The sequence below is a fragment of the Amycolatopsis sp. NPDC021455 genome (genome assembly GCF_040640995.1).
Taxonomy (GTDB): Bacteria; Actinomycetota; Actinomycetes; order Mycobacteriales; family Pseudonocardiaceae; genus Amycolatopsis.
In genome coordinates this window covers 337,527-361,237 of sequence record NZ_JBFACT010000005.1, presented here as the reverse complement: position 1 = coordinate 361,237, position 23,711 = coordinate 337,527, and the positions used below count along the sequence as shown (strand labels likewise).

General features: G+C 74.3%; 11 protein-coding genes. 8 read left to right on the top strand and 3 right to left on the bottom strand.

All coding sequences use genetic code 11. The features are described from left to right. Positions 1 to 115 precede the first annotated feature (115 nt). Genes AB0G28_RS11045 through AB0G28_RS11030 form a run of 4 tightly spaced genes read left to right on the top strand, consistent with a single transcriptional unit; the run spans position 116 to position 14,441 of the window. A complete protein-coding gene (locus AB0G28_RS11045; RefSeq protein WP_361086191.1) occupies positions 116 to 1,051 on the top strand; it encodes an ATP-binding cassette domain-containing protein in 936 nt (311 codons plus the stop codon). Then, positions 1,048 to 1,839 carry an ABC transporter permease gene (locus AB0G28_RS11040; RefSeq protein WP_361086188.1) on the top strand — a complete coding sequence of 264 codons (792 nt, stop codon included), beginning with the start codon at positions 1,048 to 1,050 and terminating at the stop codon, positions 1,837 to 1,839. Before AB0G28_RS11045 ends, AB0G28_RS11040 begins: the two co-directional genes overlap by 4 nt. A gap of 10 nt (positions 1,840 to 1,849) precedes the next feature. Continuing rightward, complete coding sequence (locus tag AB0G28_RS11035; RefSeq protein WP_361086185.1) at positions 1,850 to 2,056, top strand: hypothetical protein; 207 nt, start codon at positions 1,850 to 1,852, stop codon at positions 2,054 to 2,056. A gap of 46 nt (positions 2,057 to 2,102) precedes the next feature. Continuing rightward, positions 2,103 to 14,441 carry an amino acid adenylation domain-containing protein gene (locus AB0G28_RS11030; RefSeq protein ID WP_361086182.1) on the top strand — a complete coding sequence of 4,113 codons (12,339 nt, stop codon included), beginning with the start codon at positions 2,103 to 2,105 and terminating at the stop codon, positions 14,439 to 14,441. On the opposite strand, the gene AB0G28_RS11025 is transcribed toward AB0G28_RS11030, so the two are convergent. Next, complete coding sequence (locus AB0G28_RS11025) at positions 14,442 to 14,849, bottom strand: helix-turn-helix domain-containing protein (protein ID WP_361086179.1); 408 nt, start codon at positions 14,847 to 14,849, stop codon at positions 14,442 to 14,444. A gap of 119 nt (positions 14,850 to 14,968) precedes the next feature. On the opposite strand from AB0G28_RS11025, the gene AB0G28_RS11020 reads away from it, so the two are divergent. Next, on the top strand, positions 14,969 to 15,823 hold the full coding sequence (locus AB0G28_RS11020; RefSeq protein ID WP_361086176.1) for an SDR family oxidoreductase: 855 nt from the start codon (positions 14,969 to 14,971) through the stop codon (positions 15,821 to 15,823). Between the two features lie 76 nt (positions 15,824 to 15,899). Here AB0G28_RS11020 and AB0G28_RS11015 read toward each other — a convergent pair whose 3' ends face one another. Then, the gene (locus AB0G28_RS11015; protein ID WP_361086173.1) at positions 15,900 to 18,506 is read right to left on the bottom strand and encodes a LuxR C-terminal-related transcriptional regulator; all 2,607 of its coding nucleotides are present in this window, start codon (positions 18,504 to 18,506) and stop codon (positions 15,900 to 15,902) included. 451 nt (positions 18,507 to 18,957) lie between these two features. On the opposite strand from AB0G28_RS11015, the gene AB0G28_RS11010 reads away from it, so the two are divergent. Beyond that, on the top strand, positions 18,958 to 21,585 hold the full coding sequence (locus tag AB0G28_RS11010; protein WP_361086170.1) for a helix-turn-helix transcriptional regulator: 2,628 nt from the start codon (positions 18,958 to 18,960) through the stop codon (positions 21,583 to 21,585). Positions 21,586 to 21,717: 132 nt separating this feature from the next. On the opposite strand, the gene AB0G28_RS11005 is transcribed toward AB0G28_RS11010, so the two are convergent. Further along, positions 21,718 to 22,035, bottom strand: a complete 318-nt coding sequence (locus AB0G28_RS11005; protein WP_361086168.1) for a winged helix-turn-helix domain-containing protein — start codon at positions 22,033 to 22,035, stop codon at positions 21,718 to 21,720. Between the two features lie 201 nt (positions 22,036 to 22,236). Here AB0G28_RS11005 and AB0G28_RS11000 point away from each other — a divergent pair, with 201 nt between their 5' ends. Together AB0G28_RS11000 and AB0G28_RS10995 are read left to right on the top strand one after the other, a co-directional pair. Continuing rightward, entirely contained in the window at positions 22,237 to 23,163 is a 927-nt protein-coding gene (locus AB0G28_RS11000; RefSeq protein ID WP_361086165.1) for a TerC family protein, read from the top strand. Positions 23,164 to 23,192: 29 nt separating this feature from the next. Next, a complete protein-coding gene (locus AB0G28_RS10995) occupies positions 23,193 to 23,588 on the top strand; it encodes a bacteriophage spanin2 family protein (protein ID WP_361086163.1) in 396 nt (131 codons plus the stop codon). The last annotated feature ends 123 nt before the right edge of the window (positions 23,589 to 23,711 follow it).

Genomic DNA, 23,711 nt, shown 5'->3' with positions numbered 1-23,711 from the left:
GGTGGGGCCGCCAGTATCGGCAGCGCGTGACTGGCAAACCGCAAAAGCGAGGTTGGCGTCATGCCAGTGCGGCCGCGGCCAGGATCGGAGGCAACCGCCAGGAAAGGGGTCCGAAGTGGACGCGGTCGTCGAGACCCACGAGCTGCGCAAGCGTTTTCCCGGCCACGAGGCCCTGCGCGGCGTCGATCTGCACGTGCCGTCCGGGACCGTCCTGGGCCTGCTGGGCCACAACGGCGCGGGCAAGACCACCACCGTCCGGATCCTCGCGACCCTGCTGGCGCCGGACGGCGGGTCCGCGCGGGTCGCGGGGTTCGACGTCGCCCGCGAGCCTCAGGAAGTCCGGCGCCGGATCGCGGTCGCCGGCCAGTACGCCGCGGTCGACGCGCAGCTCACCGGCCGCGAGAACCTCGTGCTGCTGGGCAGGCTGCTGCGGCTGGGCACCCGCGGTGCCCGGGCGCGGGCGGGCGAGCTGCTGGAGCGGTTCGGCCTCACCGAGGCCGCGGACCGCCGGGCGGGCACCTACTCGGGCGGGATGCGCCGGCGGCTCGACCTGGCGTGCTGCCTGGTCACCCGGCCCGCGGTGCTGTTCCTCGACGAGCCGAGCGCCGGGCTGGACCCGGCCAGCCGCCGGCTGCTCTGGGACGAGGTCCGCGAGCAGGTCCACGGCGGCATCACGGTGGTGCTCACCACGCAGTACCTCGAGGAGGCCGACCAGCTCGCCGACCGGATCGCGGTCCTCGGCGCCGGTTCGGTCGTCGCGGAGGGCAGCCCGGAGGAACTGAAACGGAAGGTGGGCGGCGAATGGCTGGGCATCGTCCTGGCGGACCCGGCCGACGTCCCGGCCGCGGCAGCCGCCCTCGGCCCGGCCGCGTCGGATGTCGACCGGGCGGCGGGACGGCTGTCCCTCCCGGTCGACGACGGCATGGCGACCGTCGCCGCCGCGGCGGCCGCCCTCGACCGGGCCGGCCTGGCCGTGGCCGACTTCGCTGTCCGTCGCCCGTCCCTCGACGACGTCTTCCTCGCCCTGACCGGAAAGGACCAGCGCGCATGATCCTCACCGAAACCGCCGCCCTCACCGGGCGGCGGCTGCTGCGGCTGCGCCGGACGCCGGGCGAGCTGTTCGCCGTCACGCTCACCCCGGTGACGATGGTGGTCGTGATGGGCTACCTGCTCGACAAGTCGATCGCGATGCCGGACGGGACGAGCTACCTCGACTTCACGATGGCCGGCGTCGGCGCCCAGGTGGCCCTGGCGGGCTTCGGCACGAGCGCGATCGCGCTGGCGGACGACCTGCGCGACGGGCTCGTCGACCGGTTCCGGTCCCTGCCGATCGGCCGGCTCCCGGTGCTGCTCGCGCAGTCGCTGTGCGACCTGCTGCTGATCACCGCCGGACTGGCCATCGCCCTGGCGGCGGGCTGGCTGCTGGGCTGGCGGATCCACACGGGACTCCTGCCGGCCCTGGCGGGCTTCGGCCTGCTGCTGGCGCTGGCGTTCCTCCTGTCGTGGACGGGCATCCTGGCCGGCCTGCGGATCCGCAGCACCCCGGCGGTGAACTCGCTGTCGGGTCTGGTCCTGGTGGTGGGCTCGTTCCTTTCGACGGCCTTCGTCCCCCCGGACGGCCTGCCGGGCTGGCTGCACGCGGTCGCGTCGTGGAGCCCGGTCAGCACGGTGTCGACCGCCTGCCGCCGGCTGTGGGGAAACCCGGTGGCGGACACCGGGGACAGCATCGCCGTCGTCCACGCGGTTCCGGTGGCGCTGGTGACGATCACGATCCTGCTGGCCGTCGTCGTGACGGCGGCGTGGCGGGTCTTCCGTTCGGTTTCCGGGAAAACACCCTGAGGAGAGCAGCATGAACGTCGTCGAGTCCACTGTGAACACCACGGCCACCCCGGAGCCGCTGGCGCTCGGCCGCCCGGAACAGCCGGTCGCGGCGATCTGCGACCAGTTCTTCGCCCACCACGGCGGCGCCGTGGCGGGCCGCCCGGCCCCGGCCCGCCTCGGCTGCCGGACGGCGTTGTCGGTCGGCGAACTGCTCGGGTTCGCCCAGGACCGCTGAGCCGTCACGACCTGCTCTCCATCCACCGTCCAGAGGAGTTCCTCGCATGGCCAGCCGCGTCGCCTTGCCCCTGACCGCCGCGCAGACCGAGCTGTGGTACCGCTGGCAGGAAGCGCGGGACAGCGCGGTCTTCAACGTCGCCGGGTACTACGACATCCGAGGGCCGTTCGAGCCCGAGTTGTGGACCGCGGCCGTGCGGCAGGTCGTGCGCGAGGCGGAGACGCTGCGGGTCCGCTTCGAGGTGGTGGACGACGAGCCCCGCCAGGTGATCGAGCCCGCCGGAGTGGACGTCCCGGTGCTGGACCTGGCCGGGGAGCCGGACCCGGCCGCGGCGGCCGAAGAGCTGATGTGGGCCCAGGTGCGGACGCCGTTCGATCCGTCCGCGCCGCTCGTGCCCCGCTGCGTGCTCTACCGGCTCGGCGCGGGGCGGTGGCGCTTCTTCATGTGCCTGCACCACCTGGCCGTCGACGGCTTCAGCCAGGGGCTGCTGCTCAAGCGCCTCACCGACGTCTACGACGCACTCGTGTCGGGCCGCCCCTCCGGCGAAGACGCGCTGGTGCCCTTGGAAGTCCTCGTCGACGACGATCGCGCCTACCACGCCGGCTCGGCCGAGTTCGACCGGGACCGTGCACTGTGGACGGACCGGTTCCCGTGCCCGCCCGAGCCCACCAGCCTCTCCGGCCGCGCCCCCGCGCTCGCGACCGACGTCGTGCGGCGGTCCGCGCGGTTGTCCCGCTCCGACGCCGAACGCTTGCGGGAGAGCGCGTGGCGGGCGCGGGTGGCGCTCCCCGAACTGGTCGTCGCGGCGACCGCGGCCTTCGCGGGGCGGATGACCGGCTCCCGGGACGTGCTCCTGACCCTGCTGACGACCGCCCGCCGCGGTGCGGCCGCCCGGAGGGCGCCCGGCGTGGTGGCGAACCCGCTGCCGCTGCCGCTGACCGTCCGGCCGGAAATGACCCGCGGCGAGCTGCTCGCGCACACCGCGGAGGAGGTCCGGCGCACGGTGCGGCACCAGCGGTACCGCGGCCGCCTGGTGCGGGGGCACCTGGGACTGCCGGGTGATGTCCGCCCGTTCGGCCCGGCGGTCAATGTCCTCGGACTGGGCGAAACGCGCGCGTTCGGCGGCTGCACCGCGACGGGACGAGTCCTGTCCACGGGCCCCGTGGACGACCTCGAGCTCATCGTCGGCGAGACCGGCGGCGACGGGCTCTTCCTCGACGTCAACGCCAACCCGGCGCTGTACACCGGCGACGAGCTGGCCGGACTGCTGACGCTCTTCGTGGACTTCCTCGCGGAGTTCGCGAACTTCGCCGGAGACCGGCCGCTGGCCCGGCTCGAAGCCGGTCCGGCCCGGCCGCGGTGGGGCGACGGCGAGCCGTGCCCCACCGAGAACCTCGGCGAGCTTCTGCGCGCTGTCGCGGGGACCGCGCCGGGCACGGTGGCCGTGCTGGAAGACGACCGCACCTGGTCCTACGGGCAGCTGCTGGACCTCGCCCGCAAGGTCGGCGCCGGCCTGGTGGCCGCCGGGGCGGGGGCCGAGTCCGTCGTCGGCGTCGTGGGCGAGCCCGGCGGCGGGTTCGCGGGCGCGGTGCTGGGCGTGTGGGCGGCGGGCGGGGCGTACCTACCGGTGGAGCCGCTCGAGGAGAGCGCGGTCGCCCTGGCGGACAGCGGCGCCGGATTCCTGGTGACACCCCCGTCGTGGCGTACGACGGCGGAGAAGATCGCCGCGCGCGTTCCCGGTCTGCGGGTGCTCGTCGTCGAAGACCTCCCCGAAGCCGCGGGCTTCGGTTTCGTGCCGAGGCACGAAAGCAGTGCCGCCTTCGTCAGCGGTCCGGTGGTGTGCGACGCCGGATTGATGAACCAGCTCCGGGCCCGGATCGACGAGCTGGGGATCACCGCGGCCGACACCGTGCTGCAGAACGCGCCGCTGACGTCCGGGGGTTCGGTGTGGCAGCTGTTCGCCGCCCTGGCGGTGGGCGGCCGGGTCCGCGTCGCCGGGGACGTCCGGAACGGGGTCACGGTCGCCGAGGTCACGCCTTCGGTGCTCCGCGACGGGAAGGCGCTTCCCGGGGTGCGGAAGGTCGTGGTGACCGGAGAACCCCTGCGGGACGCCGGGCTGACCACCGCATACGGCCTCACCGAGTGTTCCGGTGCCGTCCTCATCGGACGTCCCGTGCGGAACACGCGGATCGCCGTGCTGGGACCGGATCTGCGTCCGGTGCCGGACGGCGTCGCCGGCGAGGTGTACGCCGGCGGTGCCGGGGTGGCGCGGGGCTTCGCGGGCGATCCCGCCGGTACCTCGGCCCGGTTCGTGGCCGATCCCGCCGGACCGCCCGGGTCGCGGATGGTCCGGACCGGCGACCGGGCCCGCTGGACCCGCACCGGCGAACTGGAGTACCTCGACACCGCGGCCCTTCGCGGCGTCCGCCTCGACCTCGCCGCGATCGGGGCCGCGCTGCGCGGGCTCGACGGCGTGCGCGCGGCCGTCGCGGTGGTGCGGCCGGATCCGGCGGGCGACCCGTTCCTGGCCGGGTACGTCGAGGGCGATCCGGACGAGTCCGCCGCGCGGGAGGCGATGACCGCGGGGCTCCCGGCCGCCGTGAAGCCGGCGGTCCTGGTCACGAAGGTCGACAGGATTCCGTTGGACCGCAAGGGAAAGATCGATCGCGCCCGGCTGCCGGAACCGTCCTGGCCCGCCGCACCCGGAGAAAAGCCGCGCGACGAGCGCGAAGCAGCTCTCGCCGAGCTGTTCGCGGAAGTGCTGGGGCAACCCGGCGCCGGCGACGACTTCTTCGCGCTCGGCGGGCACTCGCTGCTCGCCATCCGGCTGGTCCGGCGCATCCGCGAGGTGTTCGGGACCGATCTGCCGGTGTCGGCCGTGTTCGAGGCACCGACGGTGGCGGCCCTGACCGCGACGATCGCGGCGAACGGCGGCTCGGCCCGCCCGGCCCTGCGGACGGCGAAGCGACCAGACCGGGTGCCGCTGTCCTACGCGCAGCAACGGCTGTGGTTCCTCGAGGAGTACGGCGAAGCCGGTTCCGCCTACCACGTCCCCGTGCTCGTGCGCCTGTCCGGCCCGGTCGACACGGCGGCACTGCACCTGGCGCTCGGCGACGTGCTCACCCGGCACGAAAGCCTGCGCACGGTGTTCCCGGCGCACGAGCAGGTGCCGTACCAGCACGTCCTCGACCCGGACACCGCGTTGCGGCGCCTGCCGTTCGACACGGTGCCGGTCGCCGAAGCCGACCTCGACGCCGCGGTGGCGGTGGCGGCCGGGCGGCCGTTCGCCCTGGCGACGGACTTGCCGCTGCGCGCCCGGCTGTTCCGCCTCGCGCCGGAGAACCACGTCCTGCTGCTGGTGATGCACCACATCACCGGCGACGCGATGTCGTGGGCCCCGGTGTGGCGCGACTTCACCGCCGCCTACGAAACGCGGGCCCGCGGCGAAATCCCGGCCCCGCCGGAACTGCCCGCGCAGTACGCCGATTTCGCGGTGTGGCAACGGGAGATGCTGGGCTCGGAGTCCGATCCGGACAGCCTGGTCCGCCGTCAGCTGGACTTCTGGCGGACCACCCTGGAAGGGGCACCGGACGAGCTGCCGCTCCCCTTCGACCGGCCGCGAGCGGCGGCCTCGACACCGGCCGGCGGCCGGGTGCCGTTCGGGGTGGACGCCGATACGCACAGCAGGCTCGGCGCGCTCGCCCACCGCAGCGGGGCGACGGTGTTCATGGTCGTGCAGGCGGCGTTCGCGCTGCTGCTGGCGAAGCTGGGCGCCGGCACCGACATCCCGATCGGCACAGCCTGCGCGGGACGGCCGGACCAGGCGCTCGACGACCTGGTCGGCTTCTTCGTCAACACGGTGGTGCTGCGCACCGACGTTTCGGGTGACCCGTCGTTCGAGGAGCTGCTCGCCCGCGTCCGGGAGACCGACCTGGCCGCGTTCGCCCACCAGGACGTGCCGTTCGAGCTGGTCGTGGACGCGCTCAACCCGGCGCGCTCGCTCACGCGCAACCCGCTGTTCCAGGTCATGGTCGTCGCACGGGCGCAGGCGGACCGGCACGGCGACCTGGCCGGCGCCCGGGCCACGGTGGAAGAACTGCACACCGCGACCGCGAAGTTCGACCTGCTCCTCGACTACGCGGAGTCCTCCGGCGGCGGGCTCGCGGGCGCACTGGAGTACCGCACGGACCTGTTCGACGCCGAGACCGCCGAGCGGCTGTCCGGGCGGCTGAGCCGGGTGCTCGAAGCCGTCGCGGCCGCGCCCGGCCGGGCGATCTCGGACCTCGACGTCCTGGACGACGGCGAGCGGCGGCAGGTCTTGACCACGTGGAACGACACCGCGCACCCGGTCCCGGCGGTGACGATGCCGGAGCTGTTCGCCGCCCGAGCACGGGCCACCCCGGACGCGCCCGCCGTGGTCTTCGAAGGCGAAACCGTCACGTATGCCGAGCTGTCGGCGCGGGTCGACCGGCTCGCCGGGGTGCTCGCGGCGGCCGGAGCCGGACCGGAGCGGGTGGTGGCCGTCGTGCTGCCGCGCTCGGTCGAGCTGATCGTGGCGCTGCACGCGATCGCGCGGTCGGGCGCGGCGTTCCTGCCGGTCGACCCGGACTACCCCGCCCAGCGGATCGGGCACCTGCTCGGCGACGCCGCACCGGTCCTGGTGGTCACCGACGCCGCCGCGGCCGCGCTGATTCCCTCCACTGTGGACAGTCCGGTGCTGTCGCTCGACGACGGCCTCCCGCCGTCGCGGCCCCTGGCGGAAGCCCGTCCCCACGGGGACAGCGCCGCCTACGTGCTCTACACCTCGGGCTCGACCGGGCGGCCGAAGGGTGTCGTGGTGTCCCACGCGGCGCTCGCCAACCGCGTGCTGTGGATGCAGGGCACCTACCGGCTTTCCACCGCGGATCGCGTGCTGCAGAAGACCTCCTGCGGGTTCGACGTGTCGGTGTGGGAGTTCTTCTGGCCCCTGGTCACCGGAGCCGCGCTGGTCGTGGCCCGCCCGGACGGGCACCGCGACCCGTGGTACCTGGCCGAGGTGATCCGGCGCGAGGGGGTGACCGACCTGCACTTCGTGCCGTCGATGCTGCGCGAGTTCCTGCGGGTGGCCGACCCGGCCGCATGCGCGAGCCTGCGCCGCGTCTACTGCAGCGGGGAGGCGCTGTCCCCGGCCCTGCGCGCGGACTTCCACGCGCGGCTCGGCGCCGAGCTGCACAACCTCTACGGCCCGACCGAGGCCGCCATCGACGTCACGGCGTGGGCGTCGCCGCCGGCGGAGGAGCTGCCGGTGGTGCCGATCGGGCGTCCCGTGTGGAACACCCGGCTGTACGTCCTCGACGACCGGCTGCGGCCGGTGCCGCCCGGCGCGCCCGGGGAGCTGTACCTCGCCGGGATCCAGCTCGCCCGCGGGTACCGGTGCCGGGCCGGGCTGACCGCGGAACGGTTCGTGGCGAGCCCGTTCGGCGACGGCGAGCGGCTGTACCGGACCGGGGACCGGGCCCGCTGGAACCGCCACGGCGAGGTCGAGTACCTGGGCCGGGCCGATCACCAGGTCAAGATCCGCGGGGTGCGGATCGAGCCGGGCGAGATCGAGGCCGTGCTGCGGGGCCACGACACCGTCGCCGACGCCGTCGTGCTGGCCGTGCCCGACGCCGCGGGCGATCGCGAACTGGTGGCCTACGTCGTCGCGGCCTCCGGTTCCGGCTGCGACACCGAGGTGCTGCGTGCCCACGCCGCGGGACGGCTGCCCGCCGTGATGGTGCCCGCCGCGATCGTGCCCCTGGACGCGTTCCCGGTGACCCCGCACGGAAAGCTCGACCGTGCCGCCCTGCCCCGGCCGCAGCGGACGGCGGGGAGCACCGGGGTGCCCTCCCCGGATCTCCCCGGGCGGTTGCCGGTGGAACTGCCCGCCACCGCCCGGGAACGCCTGGCCGGGCTCGCGGCGGAGGCCGGCGTGTCCACCGGCGCCGCGGTGCGGGCGGTGTGGACGATCCTGGTCGCCAAACTGGGTCTCGGCGAAGACGTGCCACCGTTGCCGGGTTCGGTGACGGTCCGCGACGTGATCCGCCGGAGCGGGGACTCCGGCGAGCCGGGCTACGAGCCCGGGCTGTTCGGCCCGGCCGGCCCGGCCGAGCTGCGGGCCTGCTTCGAGGCGGCCGCCGAAGGCGTCCTGGCCGCCCCGGACGCCCCGGCCATCACGCTGGACCTGGGCGCCGAGGCCGCCCCACAGCCCGCCCGCGAAGAGGTCACGGCGACCCTGGTGAACCTCTGGCAGGCGCAGGTGGCGGTTTCGGCGGACCGCGTCGCCGTCACCTGCGGCCGCGAGCAGGTGACCTACCGGGAGCTGGACGCGCGAGCCAACCGGCTGGCGCACGCGCTGATCGCCCGGGGCATCGGCCCCGACCGGCTCGTCGCGCTGCTGCTGCCCCGCTCGGCCGACCTCGTCGTCGCCGTCCTGGCCGTGCTCAAGGCCGGGGGTGCCTACCTGCCGCTGGACCCGGAATGCGCGGAAGGCCACCTCGGCCACGTGCTCGGCGATGCCCGGCCGTCGCTGGTGATCAGCCCCCACGCGGTCGAGACCGGGGTCCCCTGCCTGCCGCTCGACGACCCCGCCATCGCCACGCACCCGCATACCCCGCCCGGGCGCCGGATCCTGCCCGGCCAGCTCGCCTACGTCATCTACACCTCCGGCTCGACCGGCCGGGCCAAGGGCGTGCTCGTCACGCACGGCAACGTGACCCGCCTCTTCGCCTCGGCCGCCCGCCGGTTCCGCTTCGGGCCGGACCAGGTCTGGACGCTTTACCACTCCTACGCGTTCGACTTCTCCGTCTGGGAGCTCTGGGGTGCCCTGCTGCACGGCGGGCGGCTGGTCGTGGTTCCCCTCGACACCGCCCGGACACCGCGTGACTTCCGGCGGTTGCTGGCCGAGGAGCGGGTCACGACGCTGTGCCAGACGCCGTCGGCCTTCCTGCACCTCATCGCGGACGAGGCCGAAGCCGGGCACACCCCGGACCTGCGCACGGTGATCTTCGGGGGCGAGGCGCTCGAACCGCGCCGCCTGGCGGACTGGTACGCCCGGCGTTCCGGCGAAGAACCGCTGCTGGTCAACATGTACGGGATCACCGAGACGTCCGTGCACGTGACCTACCGGGAGCTCGGCCCGGACTCGGTGACGCACGACGGCAGCCCGATCGGGGTGCCGCTGCCCGACCTGCGGGTGTTCGTGCTCGACCGGGGCCTGCGGCCGGTCCCCGCCGGCGTGCCCGGCGAGCTGTACGTCGCCGGGCCGGGACTCGCCAGGGGCTACCTGGGCCGCGCCGGGCTGACCGCCGGCCGGTTCGTCGCCTGCCCGTTCGGCGACGGCGAGCGGATGTACCGGACCGGGGACCTCGGCCGCTGGAGCCACACCGGCGAACTCGAGTTCACCGGCCGGGCCGACGGCCAGCTCAAGATCTCCGGGTACCGGATCGAGCCCGGCGAGATCGAGGCCGTGCTGGCCGGGCACCCGGCGGTCGGCGAGGTCGCCGCCGGGGCCGCACAGGATCAGCGGGGCGGATCGCAGCTGACCGCCTACGTCGTCCCGGCGGCCGGAGCCGCGCTCGACGTCGACGAGCTGCGCGCGTGGACCCGGACCCAGCTGCCCGCGTACCTGGTGCCGTCGGCGTTCCTGGTGCTGCGCGACCTTCCGCTCACCCCCAACGGCAAGCTCGACCGGCAGGCACTGCCCGGCCCGGTCTTCTCGGGCGGGCGGGGACGGCGGCCCGCGACCGCGGCGGAAGAAAAGCTGTGCGCGCTGTTCGCCGAGGTGCTGGGCGTCGAACGGGTTTCGCCGGACGACGGGTTCTTCGAGCTGGGCGGGCACTCCCTGCTGGCCGCCAGGCTGGTGGGCCGGATCCACGCGGACTTCGGGGTCCCCCTGAGCGTCCGGGCGGTGTTCGAAGAGCCGACCGTGGCGAAGCTGCTGGCGGCGATCGAGCGGGCGGCCGTGACGGCGGCGCCCCCGTCCCGCCCCGCGCGCGTTCCGCGGCCCAGCCGCCTGCCGCTTTCGCCCGCCCAGGAACAGATCTGGGTCGAGCAGCGGCTTTCCGGGCCGTCTCCGCTCTACAACATCACCGCCGCGGCCCGGCTTTCCGGGGTCCTCGACCGCGAAGCGCTGCGCGCGGCACTGGCGGACGTCGTCGCCCGCCACGAGAGCCTGCGGACCGTGGTCGCCGACACCGGCGGCGTGGCTCATCTGGTGATCCGCGACCACGCCGAGCCGGTGCTGCCGGTCACCGAGGTCTCCGCCGGGGCACTCGACGCCGCGGTCGCGGCCCACGCGCGAGAGCCGTTCGACCTCTCGGAGGATCTTCCGCTCCGCGCCCGCCTGTTCGTCCTCGGCGCGCACGAACACGTGCTTTCCCTTGTGGTGCACCACATCGCCGCCGACGGCTGGTCACTGGACCCGCTGGCCCGTGACCTCTCACGGGCCTATGCGGCCCGGGCCCGCGGACAGGCGCCGGACTGGGCACCGCTGCCCCTGCAGTACGCGGATCACGTGCTGGCGCGGCGGGACCGGCCCGACGACGGGCAGCTGGAGTTCTGGCGGCGCGCCCTCGACGGCCTGCCCGAAGACCTGCCGCTGCCCACCGACCGGCCGCGCCCGGCCACGCCGTCCCACCGCGGCGACGTCGTGGAGTTCACTGTGGACGCCGGCCTGCACCGCGGGATCGCGGACCTCGCCGCGGCGGCCGGGGCGACCGAGTTCATGGTGGTGCACGCGGCACTCGCCACCCTGCTCGGCAAGCTGGGCGTGGGCTCGGACATCGCGATCGGCACCCCCGTGGCGGGCCGCGGCGACCCCGCGCTCGACGACCTGGTCGGCCTGTTCGTCAACACCCTGGTGCTGCGGGTGGACCTGTCCGGGCGGCCGACCTTCCGCGAACTGCTGGGCCGGGTGCGCGAAACCGACGTCGCCGCGCTGGCCCACCAGGACGTCCCGGTCACGCGGGTGACGAACGGGCGGCGGCCGTTCGGGGTGCTGCTGGCGTTCCAGACCACGGCGGAGCCGCGGCTGGACCTGCCCGGCCTGACCGCGGAGATCGTCCCGGCCGGCACCGGGACGGCGAAGTTCGACCTGTCGTTCGCGCTCGTGCCGCGCCGCGGCGAAGGCATGCGGGGGTACCTCGAATTCGCCACCGACCTCTTCGACCGGGCCACCGCGGAGGCGCTCACCGCCCGGCTCGTCCGGGTCCTCGCCGCCGCGGTGGCCGCCCCGGACGCGGCGGCGGGCGGGATCGACGTGCTCGCCCCCGCCGAGCGCGACCTCGTGCTCGCCGCGTCCCACGGCCCCCTCCGGCGGCTGCCGGAAGCCACGGTGCCCGAGCTGTTCGCGGCCACGGCGGCCGAGCGCGGCGACGAGACCGCCGTACTCTTCGACGGCGCCGAGATCTCCTACCGGGAGCTCGACGAGCGCGCGAACCGGCTCGCCCACGTGCTGATCGGGAAGGGCGCGGGCCCGGAACGGATCGTCGCGCTGCGGCTGCCGCCGTCGATCGAACTGGTGGTGGCGCTGCTGGCGGTGCTCAAGTCCGGGGCCGCGTACCTCACCATCGATCCCGCCTACCCCGCCGAGCGGATCGCCCACCTGCTGGCGGAAGCCCGGCCCACGGTGGTGCTCACTCCCGGCGACCTCGGGGGCGACGGGCCTTCGACGGCGCCGGAGGTGCCGCTGCGCCCGGACCACGCGGCCTACGTCGTCTTCACCTCGGGCTCGACCGGGACGCCCAAGGGGGTCGTCGTCGAGCACCGCAACGTCGTGGCGCTGGTCGCCGACCACGTCCGGCGGTTCGGGATGGACCACGAGACCCGCATCCTGCAGTTCGCGCCGCTCGGGTTCGACGCCGCCGCGGGCGAAATCCTCGTGGCGCTGCTCGCCGGCGCGGTGCTGGTGCCGGTGCCGGCGGAGCGGCGCGTCCCCGGCGAGCCGCTGGCGCGGCTGGTGGCGGAGACCGGGGCGAACTTCGTCGCCCTGCCGCCCACGGTGCTGGCGACCCTGCCGCCCGGCGGGCTGCCCGGCGGGATCACGCTGATGACCGCCGGAGAGGAGTGCCCACCCCGGCTGGCCGAGCGCTGGGCACCGGGCCGCCGGCTGGTCAACGCCTACGGGCCGACCGAAACCACCGTCACGGTCACGGTCACCGAGCCCCTGGAAACCGGAAGCCCGGTCACCATCGGGCGCCCGCTGGACAACGCGGAAGCCCACGTGCTCGACGAGTCGCTGCGGCCGGTCCCGCCCGGGGTTCCCGGCGAGCTCTACCTCGGCGGCGCCCAGGTGTCCCGCGGCTACCTGCGCCGTCCCGGGCTGACCGCGTCCCGGTTCGTCGCCGCCCCGGACGGGGCACGGCTGTACCGCAGTGGCGACCTCGCCGCGTGGACGGCCGAGGGCACGCTCGCCTACCTCGGCCGCGCCGACGACCAGGTGAAGATCCGCGGCTTCCGGGTCGAGCCCGGCGAAGTCGAGGTGGTCCTCTCCGGCCACCCCGCGGTCCGGCAGGCCACGGTGCTGCTCCGCGAGGACCGGCCGGGACACCGGCAGCTGGTCGCCTACTACGTCGGCGACGACGCCCCGTTGCGCGAGTACCTGCGCGAACGCCTGCCGGCGCACATGGTGCCCGCCGCGGTGCTCCGGCTGACGGAGTTTCCCCGGACGCCGCACGGGAAACTCGACCGGGCAGCGTTGCCCGCTCCGCGTTTCGAGAGCGGCGCGGCCGAGCCCCGCACGGAGGCGGAGCGTGTGCTCTGCGCCGTGCTGGCCGAAGTGCTCGGGCTGGCGTCGGTCGGCGTCGAGGACAGCTTCTTCGACCTCGGCGGCGACAGCATCAGCGCCCTGCAGGTGGTGAGCAGGGCCCGCAAGGCCGGGTGGACGCTGCATCCGCGTGACGTCCTGCTCGGCGGGACCGCGGCGAAGATGGCCGCGGCCGCCGAGCCGGCGCGAGGCGTGTCCGTGCCGGAGATCGACCCGGCCGGCCCGGTCGAAGACACCCCGATGGCGGCCTGGCTGCGGGGCGCCGGCGGGGCGGCCGGCGCGGGGTTCAACCAGTCGATGCTCGTGCGGACCCCGGCCGGGATCGGCCTGCCCGAGCTGCACACCGTGCTGGCCGCGCTGCTCGACCACCACGACGCGCTCCGGCTCGTCGCCACCGGCGACGGCCTGGAAGTCCGTCCGCCCGGCGCGGTGGCGGCGCGGGTGCTCCGCGTGGACGTCACCGGGCTCGAGCCGGAGGCCAGGCAGGCCGAACTGACCCGGCGCGGTGCCGCGGCCCAGGCGGAGCTGGACCCGGCGGCGGGAGAACTGCTCCGGGCAGTCTGGTTCGACGCCGGTCCCGCCGAGCGCGGCCGCCTCCTGCTGGTGGTGCACCACCTCGCCGTGGACGGCGTCTCGTGGCGGATCCTGCTGGAGGACCTGGCCACGGCATGGACGGCCGTGCGCGAGGACCGCGCTCCCGCCCTCGAGCCGGTCGGCACGTCCGTGCGGCAGTGGGCCCGGCTCCTGAACGAGCGGCTCCCCGAGGTGACCGCCGATCTCGAGGGCTGGGCGGAGGTCATGCGGGACGTCCGGCCGTGGCTCGGGCGGCCGCTCGACCCCGCGCGGGACACGGCCGCGACGCTGCGGCGGTTGCGGCTGGACCTGCCCGCCGAGCCGTTCGCGGCCGCCGGGACGGCGGTCCTGGAGCCATTGCTCGCCGCGCTGGCGTTGTCGGCCGCGGGATTCCGGCGGCGCCGGGGTGACCAGGACAGCGCGCTGACGGTCACGCTCGAAGGGCACGGCCGCGACGAGTTCGACCTGTCCCGCACGGTCGGCTGGTTCACGACCCTGTACCCGGTCCGGCTCGACCCGGGGCCGTCCGGCGGCACCCGGCCGTGGACCGACCCGCGCGCCGTGCACGACGTGCTGCGCCGGACGCGGGAGCAGCTGCACGCGGGACCGGCCGATCGGCGGGGCTACGGCCTGCTGCGCTTCCTGCACCCGGAACACGGCCGGGTCCTCGGCGCGCTGCCCGCTCCCCCGATCGTCTTCAACCACCTCGGCCGGTACGCCGCCGGGGCACCGGCGGACTGGGCCGTGGCACCGGAACCGTCCCCCGCGCCCGGAAGCGGCCCCGGGATGGCCGTACCGGCCGTGCTCACCGTGAACACGGCACTGGAGGACGGTCCCGGCGGCCTCCGGCTCGTCGCCCACTGGATCTGGGCCGGGAACTGCCTCACCGGCGAAGAAGCGCACGAGCTCGCCGACGGCTGGGCGGCCGCCGTGACCGCCCTGGCCACGGCCACCGACCCCGGGCTCACCTTGTCCGGGCTCGGCCGGGACGAGCTCGACGAACTCGCCGACGGCCTCGACGGGGACTGATCAGCCGGAAATCCGGGCCTTCGCTTCGTCGTAACGGGCTTGCGCCGCCACGGCATCGGGCACGGCGGCCTCGACGAACTCGATCAGTTCCCGCAGCCGTCGCGCGACCTCCCGCCCGGCGGGCGTGAGGCTGTATTCCACGTGCGGCGGGATCGTCGGCCGGGCGTCCCGGTGCACGAAGCCGTCGCGCTCCAGGGCCTGCAACGTCTGGGCGAGCATCTTCTCGCTGACGCCCTGCACCCGGCGGCGCAGCGCGTTGAACCGGAAGACGCCGTCGTCGAGCGCGACGAGCGCCAGGACACCCCACCGGCCGGTGACGTGTTCCAGCAGGGTGCGCGACGCGCAGGCGGCGCTGAACACGTCCGCCACCAAGGCGTCGTGCTCGGCATCGATCCGCTCTTCGTCCACACCCCGATACTACCCGGCAGTTGGCACTATGGATGTGATGGTACTAACATCCAGTGGGTACTTTCGAAAAGTTAGTACATGCTCCAAGGACACGTAGTTGAAACTTCAAGGAGCAACTCATGATCGTCGTCACCGGCGCCACCGGCCACCTCGGCAAGCTCGTGGTGGAAGGCCTGCTCGAGAAGCTGCCCGCCGACCAGGTCGTCGCCGCGGTGCGCACCCCGGAGAAGGCCGCCGGCCTGGCCGAACGCGGCGTCGACGTGCGCCGCGCCGACTACACCGACCCCGAGAGCCTCGTCACCGCGTTCAAGGACGCCGACAAGGTGCTGCTGATCTCCAGCAGCGAGGTCGGCCAGCGCGTCGCGCAGCACCAGGCGGTCATCGAGGCGGCCAAGCAGGCCGGCGTCGGGCACCTCGTCTACACCAGCGCCCCGAAGGCGACGACGTCGGCGCTCGTGCTGGCCCCGGAGCACAAGGCGACCGAAGAGCTGATCGAGGCGTCCGGCCTGACCGCGACGATCCTGCGCAACAACTGGTACCACGAGAACTACACCGAGGTGATCAAGCAGGCCGCGCAGACGGGCACCTTCGTCGGCAGCGCGGGCGACGGCCGCGTCGCGAGCGCCACCCGGGCCGACTACGCCGCGGCCGCGGTCGCCGTGCTCACCGGCGAGGGCCACGAAGGCAAGATCTACGAGCTCGCCGGCGACGTCGCCTGGTCGTACGCCGAACTCGCCGCCGAGATCGGCAAGGCCGCGGGCCGCGAGGTCACCTACGCCGACCTGCCGGCCGACGAGCACGCCCAGGCGCTGACCCAGGCCGGCCTGCCGGAGCCGGTCGTCGGGCTGCTCGTCGCCCTCGACGCCGACACCAAGAACGGCCTCCTGGCCGAGACCACGGCCGACCTCCGCACGCTGACCGGGCGCCCGAGCACGCCGATCGGCGTCACCGTGGCCGAGCTCGTCGCCGACTGACCCGGCCCGGCTGCCGCGAATGACTCATTCGGGACCTCGGAGGTCCCGAATGAGTCATTCGCGACGTTTCCGGTCGTCAGGCCGTGCCGCTGCGGTCGAGCCCGGACACCGTCAGCCGGCCCTCGATGCTGGCCGTCGCGAGGTCGAGCCGGGAGCGGCAGCCCGTCTTCGCGAACAGCCGGGTGAGGTGGCTTTCCACCGTCTTCTCGCTGATCCGCATCGTCCCGGCGATCTGCCGGTTCGTCAGGCCATCCCGGATCAGGGCGATGATGCGCACCTCGGTCGCAGACAGGTCGTCCGAAGCGAGGTGCTGCCGGGGCAGCGGCACTCCCCGCTCGCGCATCCTCGCCTTGATCCCCATGCGCAGCAGGTCCCCGCCCAGGCGCCGCGCGATGTCGTAGGCCTCGTGCAGCCACGGGCGCGGCTCGTCGGCGACGAACGACGCGATCAGGCACGCCCGCATCAGGTCGCTCTGGTTGGCGTGGCCGCGCACCACCTCCACCGCCGTCCGCGCGCTCGCCAGGTCCCGCTCGGCCAGGCCGGTGACCATCAGCTCGGCCATCCGCAGCCGCCGCCCGCCGTAGCGGGCGTACCACTTGCGGGCCAGCGCGTGCAGCTCGAGCAGCCGGGCGGGGTGGTCCGCCTCGGCCTCCAGCATCGCCAGCCGCACGAGCAGCCAGTGCAACCCGACCACGTTGCCCCGCTCGGCCGCCTCCGCGGCGCGCTCGTAGCCCCGCCAGCCCGCTTCGATCGCCTCGGGCAGGCGGCCGCTGCGCCACAGCAGGCCGGTCCGGGCCCAGGTCACCATCGCGGGCAGCGGACACCGCTCCCCGGCCTCCAGCCAGGCGGCCGCGAGCTCGAACTCCCCTTCGCAGGACAGGATTTCCGCGGTGAGCAAGCGCGCGTGGCAGTGGACGGGGGTGCCCGTGCGGCCGCTCAGCTCGAGCGCCCGGCTCGCGGACAGCACGTCGGCCCAGTCCCCGCGGTGGTAGCCCGTGATGACCCGGTGGTACAGCGCGAGCGGGCCGCCCTCGGGCGCGCCGTATTCGTCGCCGAACAGGAACCCGAAGAGGGCGACCAGGTCGTGCCGGCCGCACCAGATCCCGAGCTGGTCGCGCGCCGGGGCGAGGTCCGGCGGGGCGCCGAGCCGGAAGGAGCCGAAGGCGCTCAGCAGTTCGTCGAGGCACAGGGGTTCGCGGCCGTCGAACCACCGCGCGGTGAACACGAGCGGCGCGCGACCCGCCAGCGCGTCCGCCACCGCCGGGGGCACCGGAAGGCCCGTGTGCAGCGCGGCGAGGGCCGCCACCACCGCCAGTTCGTCCTCGAGCCCGGCCGGCACCCCGGCAGCGACCGTCTCGGCGACGGCCTCGCCCAGCCAGTCGTAGCGGCCGATCCGCACCAGCAGGCGCAGCAGCGACCTCGTCAGGTCCGGGGTCCGGCCGGCGGCCGGCGTGGCGCGGTACCAGCGGGCGGCGGACGCGGGATCGGCCGGCAGGACTCCGGCCGCTTCGCGGCACAACAACGCGACAGCGGCCGGGCCGGCCCGCAGTTCCGGGCCGGCCAGCGCGACGTGGTCCGCGACGAGCGCGGACTCGGCGGGCCACGCCTCCGGCTCGCGGAGCAGGTGCTCGGCGAGCATCCCGTGCAGCGCGCGCACCCGCTGCTCCCCCAAGGCCCGCAGCACCGCGGCGGCCAGAGCCGGGGACGTGACGAACAGCGTCCCCGGCTCGTCGCAGCCCAGCACCCCGGCGGCGACGAGCCGGTCGGCGGCCCGGCCGCAGGCGGGCGGCTCCCACCCGGCGGCCTCGGCCAGCGCCAGCAGGTCGTCCACCCGGAAGCGCCCGGCGGTGGCGACCAGCGCGACCAGCTCCGTGGCCGGTTCCGGCAGGTCCCCGATCCGCCGCACGAAGGCGTGCCCGGCCGGCAGGGCGATGGGCGCGTCCGGGGCGGCCAGGCACAGCACCCCGCGCACCGGCACGAGCCGACCGGTGCGCCGGAGCTCTTCCCACGTGCCGAGGACCGCGCCCGGGTTGCCGGCGAGGGAGCCGAGCGCTTCCCGCACGGCCGGGGCCACCGCCGGGTCGACCGGCCCGCGGGCGGCGATCAGCTCGTCGATCTCGCCGTCCGGCAGCGGCCCGAGGTCGACGACCTGGTCGGCGAGCGCGGTCAGCAGGGTCGGTTCCACGGTCTCGTCCTCGCGGCAGGTCGCGAGGACGGTGCAGCCCGCGTGGCGCGCGGCCGCCACGGTGAAGCCGGGGTTCGGCACGGCGTGCAGGTCGTCGAAGACCACGGCCGCGGGCCCGTGCTGCCGCAGGGCCCCGAACAACCGGGTCAATTCGGTGAACAAAGTGGAACCAGAAGGTGAACATCCGGTGTCGTCCGGCACGGAAAGGCGTTTCAGCGCGGCCATTTTGGCTTCGCAACGCGCGCCGAATTCGTCGCGGAACGCGGTCAGCACGGCCGCGATACCGAACTCGTCGCCGTTCGCGGCACCGAGCGAAAAAGAGACGTGAAGAATTTTCATTCCGCGGTCGAGCCACTTCTGCCGCACGGCGCCGAGCACCGCCGTCTTGCCCGCCCCGGCCGCTCCCCGGACCACCACGAGCACGGGCCTGCCGGCGACCTTTTCGATCGCGGCGACCTCGTCGCTCCGGCCAGGCAAGGCATCGCAGTCCCGGATCACCGGCCGCCTCCTTCCCGTCCTCTCGGGTGACGAGAGTGTGCCACGTCCATTACGCCACTTGGCGCACAGCCGGGGGAGATTTACCCCATTCGGGGGTACTGGCTCAAATTGCCGGTCACGCATATGTGCGTCTCGCCCACGACTATCTCCCCGAGGAGGTGGCCGTTCCGACACGGAAGTGAGACCGGCCACGCTTTCCCGAACCGGCAGTAGTTGTGAGCAAGCCACCGGTGAAACAATCGAAAACGGGGACAGAAGAGCGGCCGGCCACGCGCCGAGCGTCACCCGAACGAGTGATCTTCGGGCACCCGCGGGCCCCGAAATCCGCCGGATTCCGTTGCCAGGCAAGGGAAAACCCGCTTCCGGGGGCATTGGCGCGCGCCGCGGGGCTTTGGCTAATCTGACCCACCCCGTCCGGGACGACGAGCCCGGAACGAGCAGAGCGAGAAGCGTGCAGCCAGACCGATTCGTCCCGCCGTCCGAGCGCGCCGCCCTCGACGTCGTCGAGGCGCTCCGGTCGCCCGGCCGCCCGGTGCTGACCGTCCTCAGCGGACCGGTGGGCGCCGACCTCACCGCGGCCGAAGCCCGCCTCTGCCGCCTGTCGGCCGAACCGCCGCCGGGCTTCGCCCACGTGCGCACGGTCGACCTCTCGTTCGCCGGTTCCGCCGCCGGGGCGGCCCTGCTGGACCGGATCCCGCCCGCCGCGGTGCTGCGCGCCGGCGCCGGCACGCTGCTCCTCCTCAAGGGCGCCCACCTGATGCCGCCCGACGGCGTCGGCTCGCTGGACGCGCTGGTCCGCCGGCTGGCCACGGCGAAGTCCGCGTGCGTGTGCACCGTGGCCCTGCCGCTGCCCGCCGCGACCCGCGCGGCGTTCCTCGCGAGCGCCGCGCGGCTGTACCGGGACGGCCTGCTCCGCCACGTCAACCTGCGCCCGCTGCCGCGCGCCGAGCTGCCGGCCTTCGTCACGGCGCTGCTCGGCGCGGTGCCGGAGGACGAGCTCGTCGACCGGCTGTGGCGGATCAGCCGGGGCTGGCCCGCCGCCGTCGAAGCGGCCCTGCGGATCGGCCAGGACCGCGACCTGCTGCGGGTCGTGGACCGGCACGCCTACGTCACCCCTTCGCCGGTGCCGCCGCGGCTGACCGAGGATCACGAGCTGCTGGCGGCGATCCGCCGCCGGGGCGCGACGGCCTGGGCGACGGCCAAGGCGATCGCCGTGCTCCGCAAGCTCGGCCCGGCCGCCGCGCGGCTGGTCGCCCGGGCGCTCGGCACGTCCGAGGCCCAGGCCCGCCACGAGCTGGACCTGCTGACGCAGTCCGGGCTGCTGCGGCACACCCGGGACGGCTGGACGTTCCGGCAGCCCCTCACCGGGATCGCGCTGACCTGGGCGCTGGGGCCGTACGAACGGCGCAGGCTCGCCCAGATCGCCGTCCAGGCCCTGTGGTCCGGCGAGGCGCACTGCGCCCTGCCCGGCTACCTGCCCGACCAGCTCGTCTGGGCGGGACGGCTGGTCGGCCCCGCCCGGGCGGCCCGGGAGCTGCTCGCCGCGTCCCGGCGGGGCGGCGAACGGGTGCTGCCGTGGCTGCGGGCGGCGGCCGAGCTCACCGCGGACGGGGCCGCGCGCACCGAGATCCTGCTGCTCCACGCGCGGACCTGCCTCGCGAACGACGACCCCGTACGGGCACTGGAGTCCGTCGAGACGGTGTTGCGCTCGCCCGCCGCGGAAATCCCCGACGGCGAGCTGACGGCCGTCCGTTTCGTCCACCTGACCGCGCTGGCGGAGTCCGGCCGCCGGGACGAACTGACCAAGATCGCCCGCGGCGGCGCGTCCACTCCGGACACGCCGCTCGAAGACCGGGCCGTGCGCGCGTTCGCGCTGTCCCTGCTCGGCCGGTGGCGCGAGGCGGACGAGCTCCTGCGGCAGATCCGCGAGGACCCCGCGGCCGCCGGGATCGCCCGGTCCGTCCGCTCGCTCGGTTCCGTCGTGCGGCTGTGGCTGGGCGACCGCACGGAGTTCGACCGCGACGTCGCCGAGCTGCCGCGGCGGATCGAGGCCGGGGAACGGCCGCTCGAGGAGCCGGCCTGGCACGCCGGCGCGCTCGTGGCGCTGAGCGAGCTGCGGCAGGCGGAGCAGGTGCTGGCCGCCGCGCGGCAGGTGCCGGTCCGGCTGAGCATGCCTGGCCGGATGATCCAGGCGGTCGGTGCCGGGAAGTTCGACGAGGCCATGGAGCTGGCCCGCAAGCACATCGCCGCCAGCGCGCCGGGCGGCTGCGATCCCGGCCAGACCGTCATGTTCCAGCTGGCCTCGAGCATCCAGCTGTGCCGGGGCCGGCTCTCGCGGGCGCGGGAGCTGCTCGCGACCGCCCGCGAGCGCGGGCCCGCGATGCCGCACCTGCTGGCGATCCCGGAGGCGCTCTACGAGCGCGTACATGGCGAATACGAACGGGCACAGTCGATCCTGCGGGCGGCGGTGGGCCAAGCCGAGGAGAACGGCGTGGTGGCGCAGACCGACCTGCTGTGGATCGCCCTGGCCGATCTGGCCGTCCGCACGCAGCGGCCCGGGCCGCTGCCGGAGTACCTGCGGAAGCTGGAGACCGTGGCCGCGCGGATGGGCACCGAGCGGGCCGAGCTCAACCGCCTGACCCTGCACGCGCTCGTGCACTCCGACGCCGCCGCGGCCGAGGCGGCGATGAAACTGCTGCGCCTGCGGGACCAGCCGCTGGAGCAGGCGGTCGCCTTCGAACGGTTCGTGCGGTACGGCCTGGCCGAGCCGTCGCTGCTTTCGGAGTCCTACGCCATTTTCGGCGAGATGGACGCCTGGATGAGCCGGTCCTGGTCGCGCACGCTGATGCGGCAGCACGGCGTGCACGTCCCGGGCCGCCAGGCGACGCTCGCCGAGAACGAGCGCCTGCTCGCGGTGCTCGTGGCCGAAGGGCTGGGCAACAAGCAGATCGCCGCCCTCCTGCAGACCGGCGAGAAGAGCGTGGAAGGCCGGCTTTCCCGGCTTTTCCAGCGCACCGGCTACCGGTCGCGCGTGGAACTGGCGACCGCGATCCTCGACGGCCAGTACCCCGACGGCTGAGCGGGCCGCGATACGCCCCAATGTGGCATTGGGTGCGTCCAACGCACCCAATGTGGCGTTCGGTGCGTCCAACGCAACCAACGCCACATTGGGGCGCTCGTTCCGGACGTCGGACGACCTGCGAAGCGCGACCTATTCGCCGGGCTGGAGCCGGTCCGGCGTCAGGCGTTCGCCGGTGTCGAGGCCGAGCGCCTCGACCAGGTCGGCCACCCGGTGGTGGGCCTCCAGGGGGTGGCGCAGCCGGCCTTCCGGGTGGATCTTGTAGTGGTTGCGCCTGCCGACCCGCTCGCGCTCGAGGTAGCCCTCCGCGATCAGGTCCGCGAGGATGAGCTGCACCCCGCGTTCGGTGATCCCCACGTGCTCGGCGATGTCGTGCAACGTCCGGTCCGGGTCCGCGGCCACGCACAGCAGGACGTGCGCGTGGTTGCTGAGGAACGTCCACGAAGCCATACCGGACACAGTGCCACACCCGGCACCGCGTCCGGCCAAACTTGACAGACGAAGTCCAGTTCGTCATTCTGGAGTCACGGAGGGGAGTACCCGCCCGGTCCGGCATCGTCAGTCCGGCTGCCCGAGCGCAGCCCGGTGCCGGCGTCACCTTCGGGTGACCGGGGAGACCTCCGGTTCGTCACCGAACCGGAGGAGTGTGCCGTGACCGTTCCGTTCTGGGCCTGGGCCGCCGTGCTCGGCGTGATCCTGGCCATGCTCGCCGTCGACCTGGCCGCCCATCGCCGGGCGCACGTCGTCGGCGTGCGGGAAGCGCTCGCGTGGTCCGGTGTCTGGGTGGCGCTGGGACTCGCCTTCGGCGCCGTCGTCTGGTGGACCTGGGGCGCGGAGTTCGCGGGCCAGTACTTCGCCGGCTACGTCATCGAGAAGTCCCTGGCCGTCGACAACGTCTTCGTGTTCGCGATCATCTTCGGGTACTTCGCCGTCCCCCGCGAGCACCAGCACCGCATCCTGTTCTACGGCGTCATCGGCGCACTGGTGTTCCGGGCGGTGTTCATCGCGGCGGGCTCGGCCCTGATCGCGAGCTTCGCGTGGATCCTCTACGTCTTCGGCGCTTTCCTCGTCATCACCGGCGCGCGGATGGCGCTGCACCGGGACGAGACCGTCGACTACGAGCAGAACGTGTTCCTGCGGGTGTTCCGCCGGATCGTCCCGTCCACCGACCGCTACCACGGCAAGAAGTTCCTGGTGCGCCAAGGCGGCCGCTGGGTGGCCACGCCGCTGCTCACCGTCCTGGTGCTGATCGAGGTCACCGACGTCGTCTTCGCGGTCGACTCGATCCCGGCGATCTTCGCCGTCACCCAGGAACCGTTCCTGGTGTTCACGTCGAACGCCTTCGCCGTGCTCGGCCTGCGGGCGATGTACTTCCTGCTCGCCGACGTCATGCACCGGTTCGTCTACCTCAAGCTCGGCCTCGCCCTGGTGCTGGTCTGGGTGGGCGTGAAGATGCTGCTGCTCGACCTCTACAAGATCCCGACCGCGCTCTCGCTGGCCGTGGTCGGCGTGATCCTCGGGACCGCCGTCACCGCCAGCCTGATCCGGACGCGCGCCACCGCGCGCTCCGACGCCTGACCCCCCTCCACGGAAAGGGTTCGCTCACCATGCGTTCGAAGAACCGACTCGCGGCGGCCGTCCTCGGCGGCGGCCTCCTGCTGGCCCTCACCGGCTGCGGCGTCGCCCAGCAGGCCTCCGAAACCGCCGGCCAGGTCGGCAACGCCGCCTCCGCCGCCGCGGTCTGCGCCGACGCCGTGCGGATCACCGCGTCCACCCCGGACCTCACCGACCCGAAGGCCGCGGCCGACCGCGCCCACGCGGCCGCCGGCGAACTGTCCGAACTGGCCTCCCGCGCGGCGAACACCACGGTCGGCGGTGCGCTCGACACCCTGGCCACCTCCCTGCGCGAGACGACCGTCGACGACCTCGTCAACGCGCCGGCCGCCTGGCTGCAGAAGCGGACCGAGCAGGTGTCCGCGCTCACCAAGGCGTGCACGAGCTGACCGTGCGGGGCGCCGGACGCCTTGAACGACTCGTTCCTGTCGCCGGACGACAGGAACGAGTCGTTCAGGACGCCGCGGCCACCACCGGAGAGCTCACCGGCGTGGCCGGCTGGGCCGTCGGGC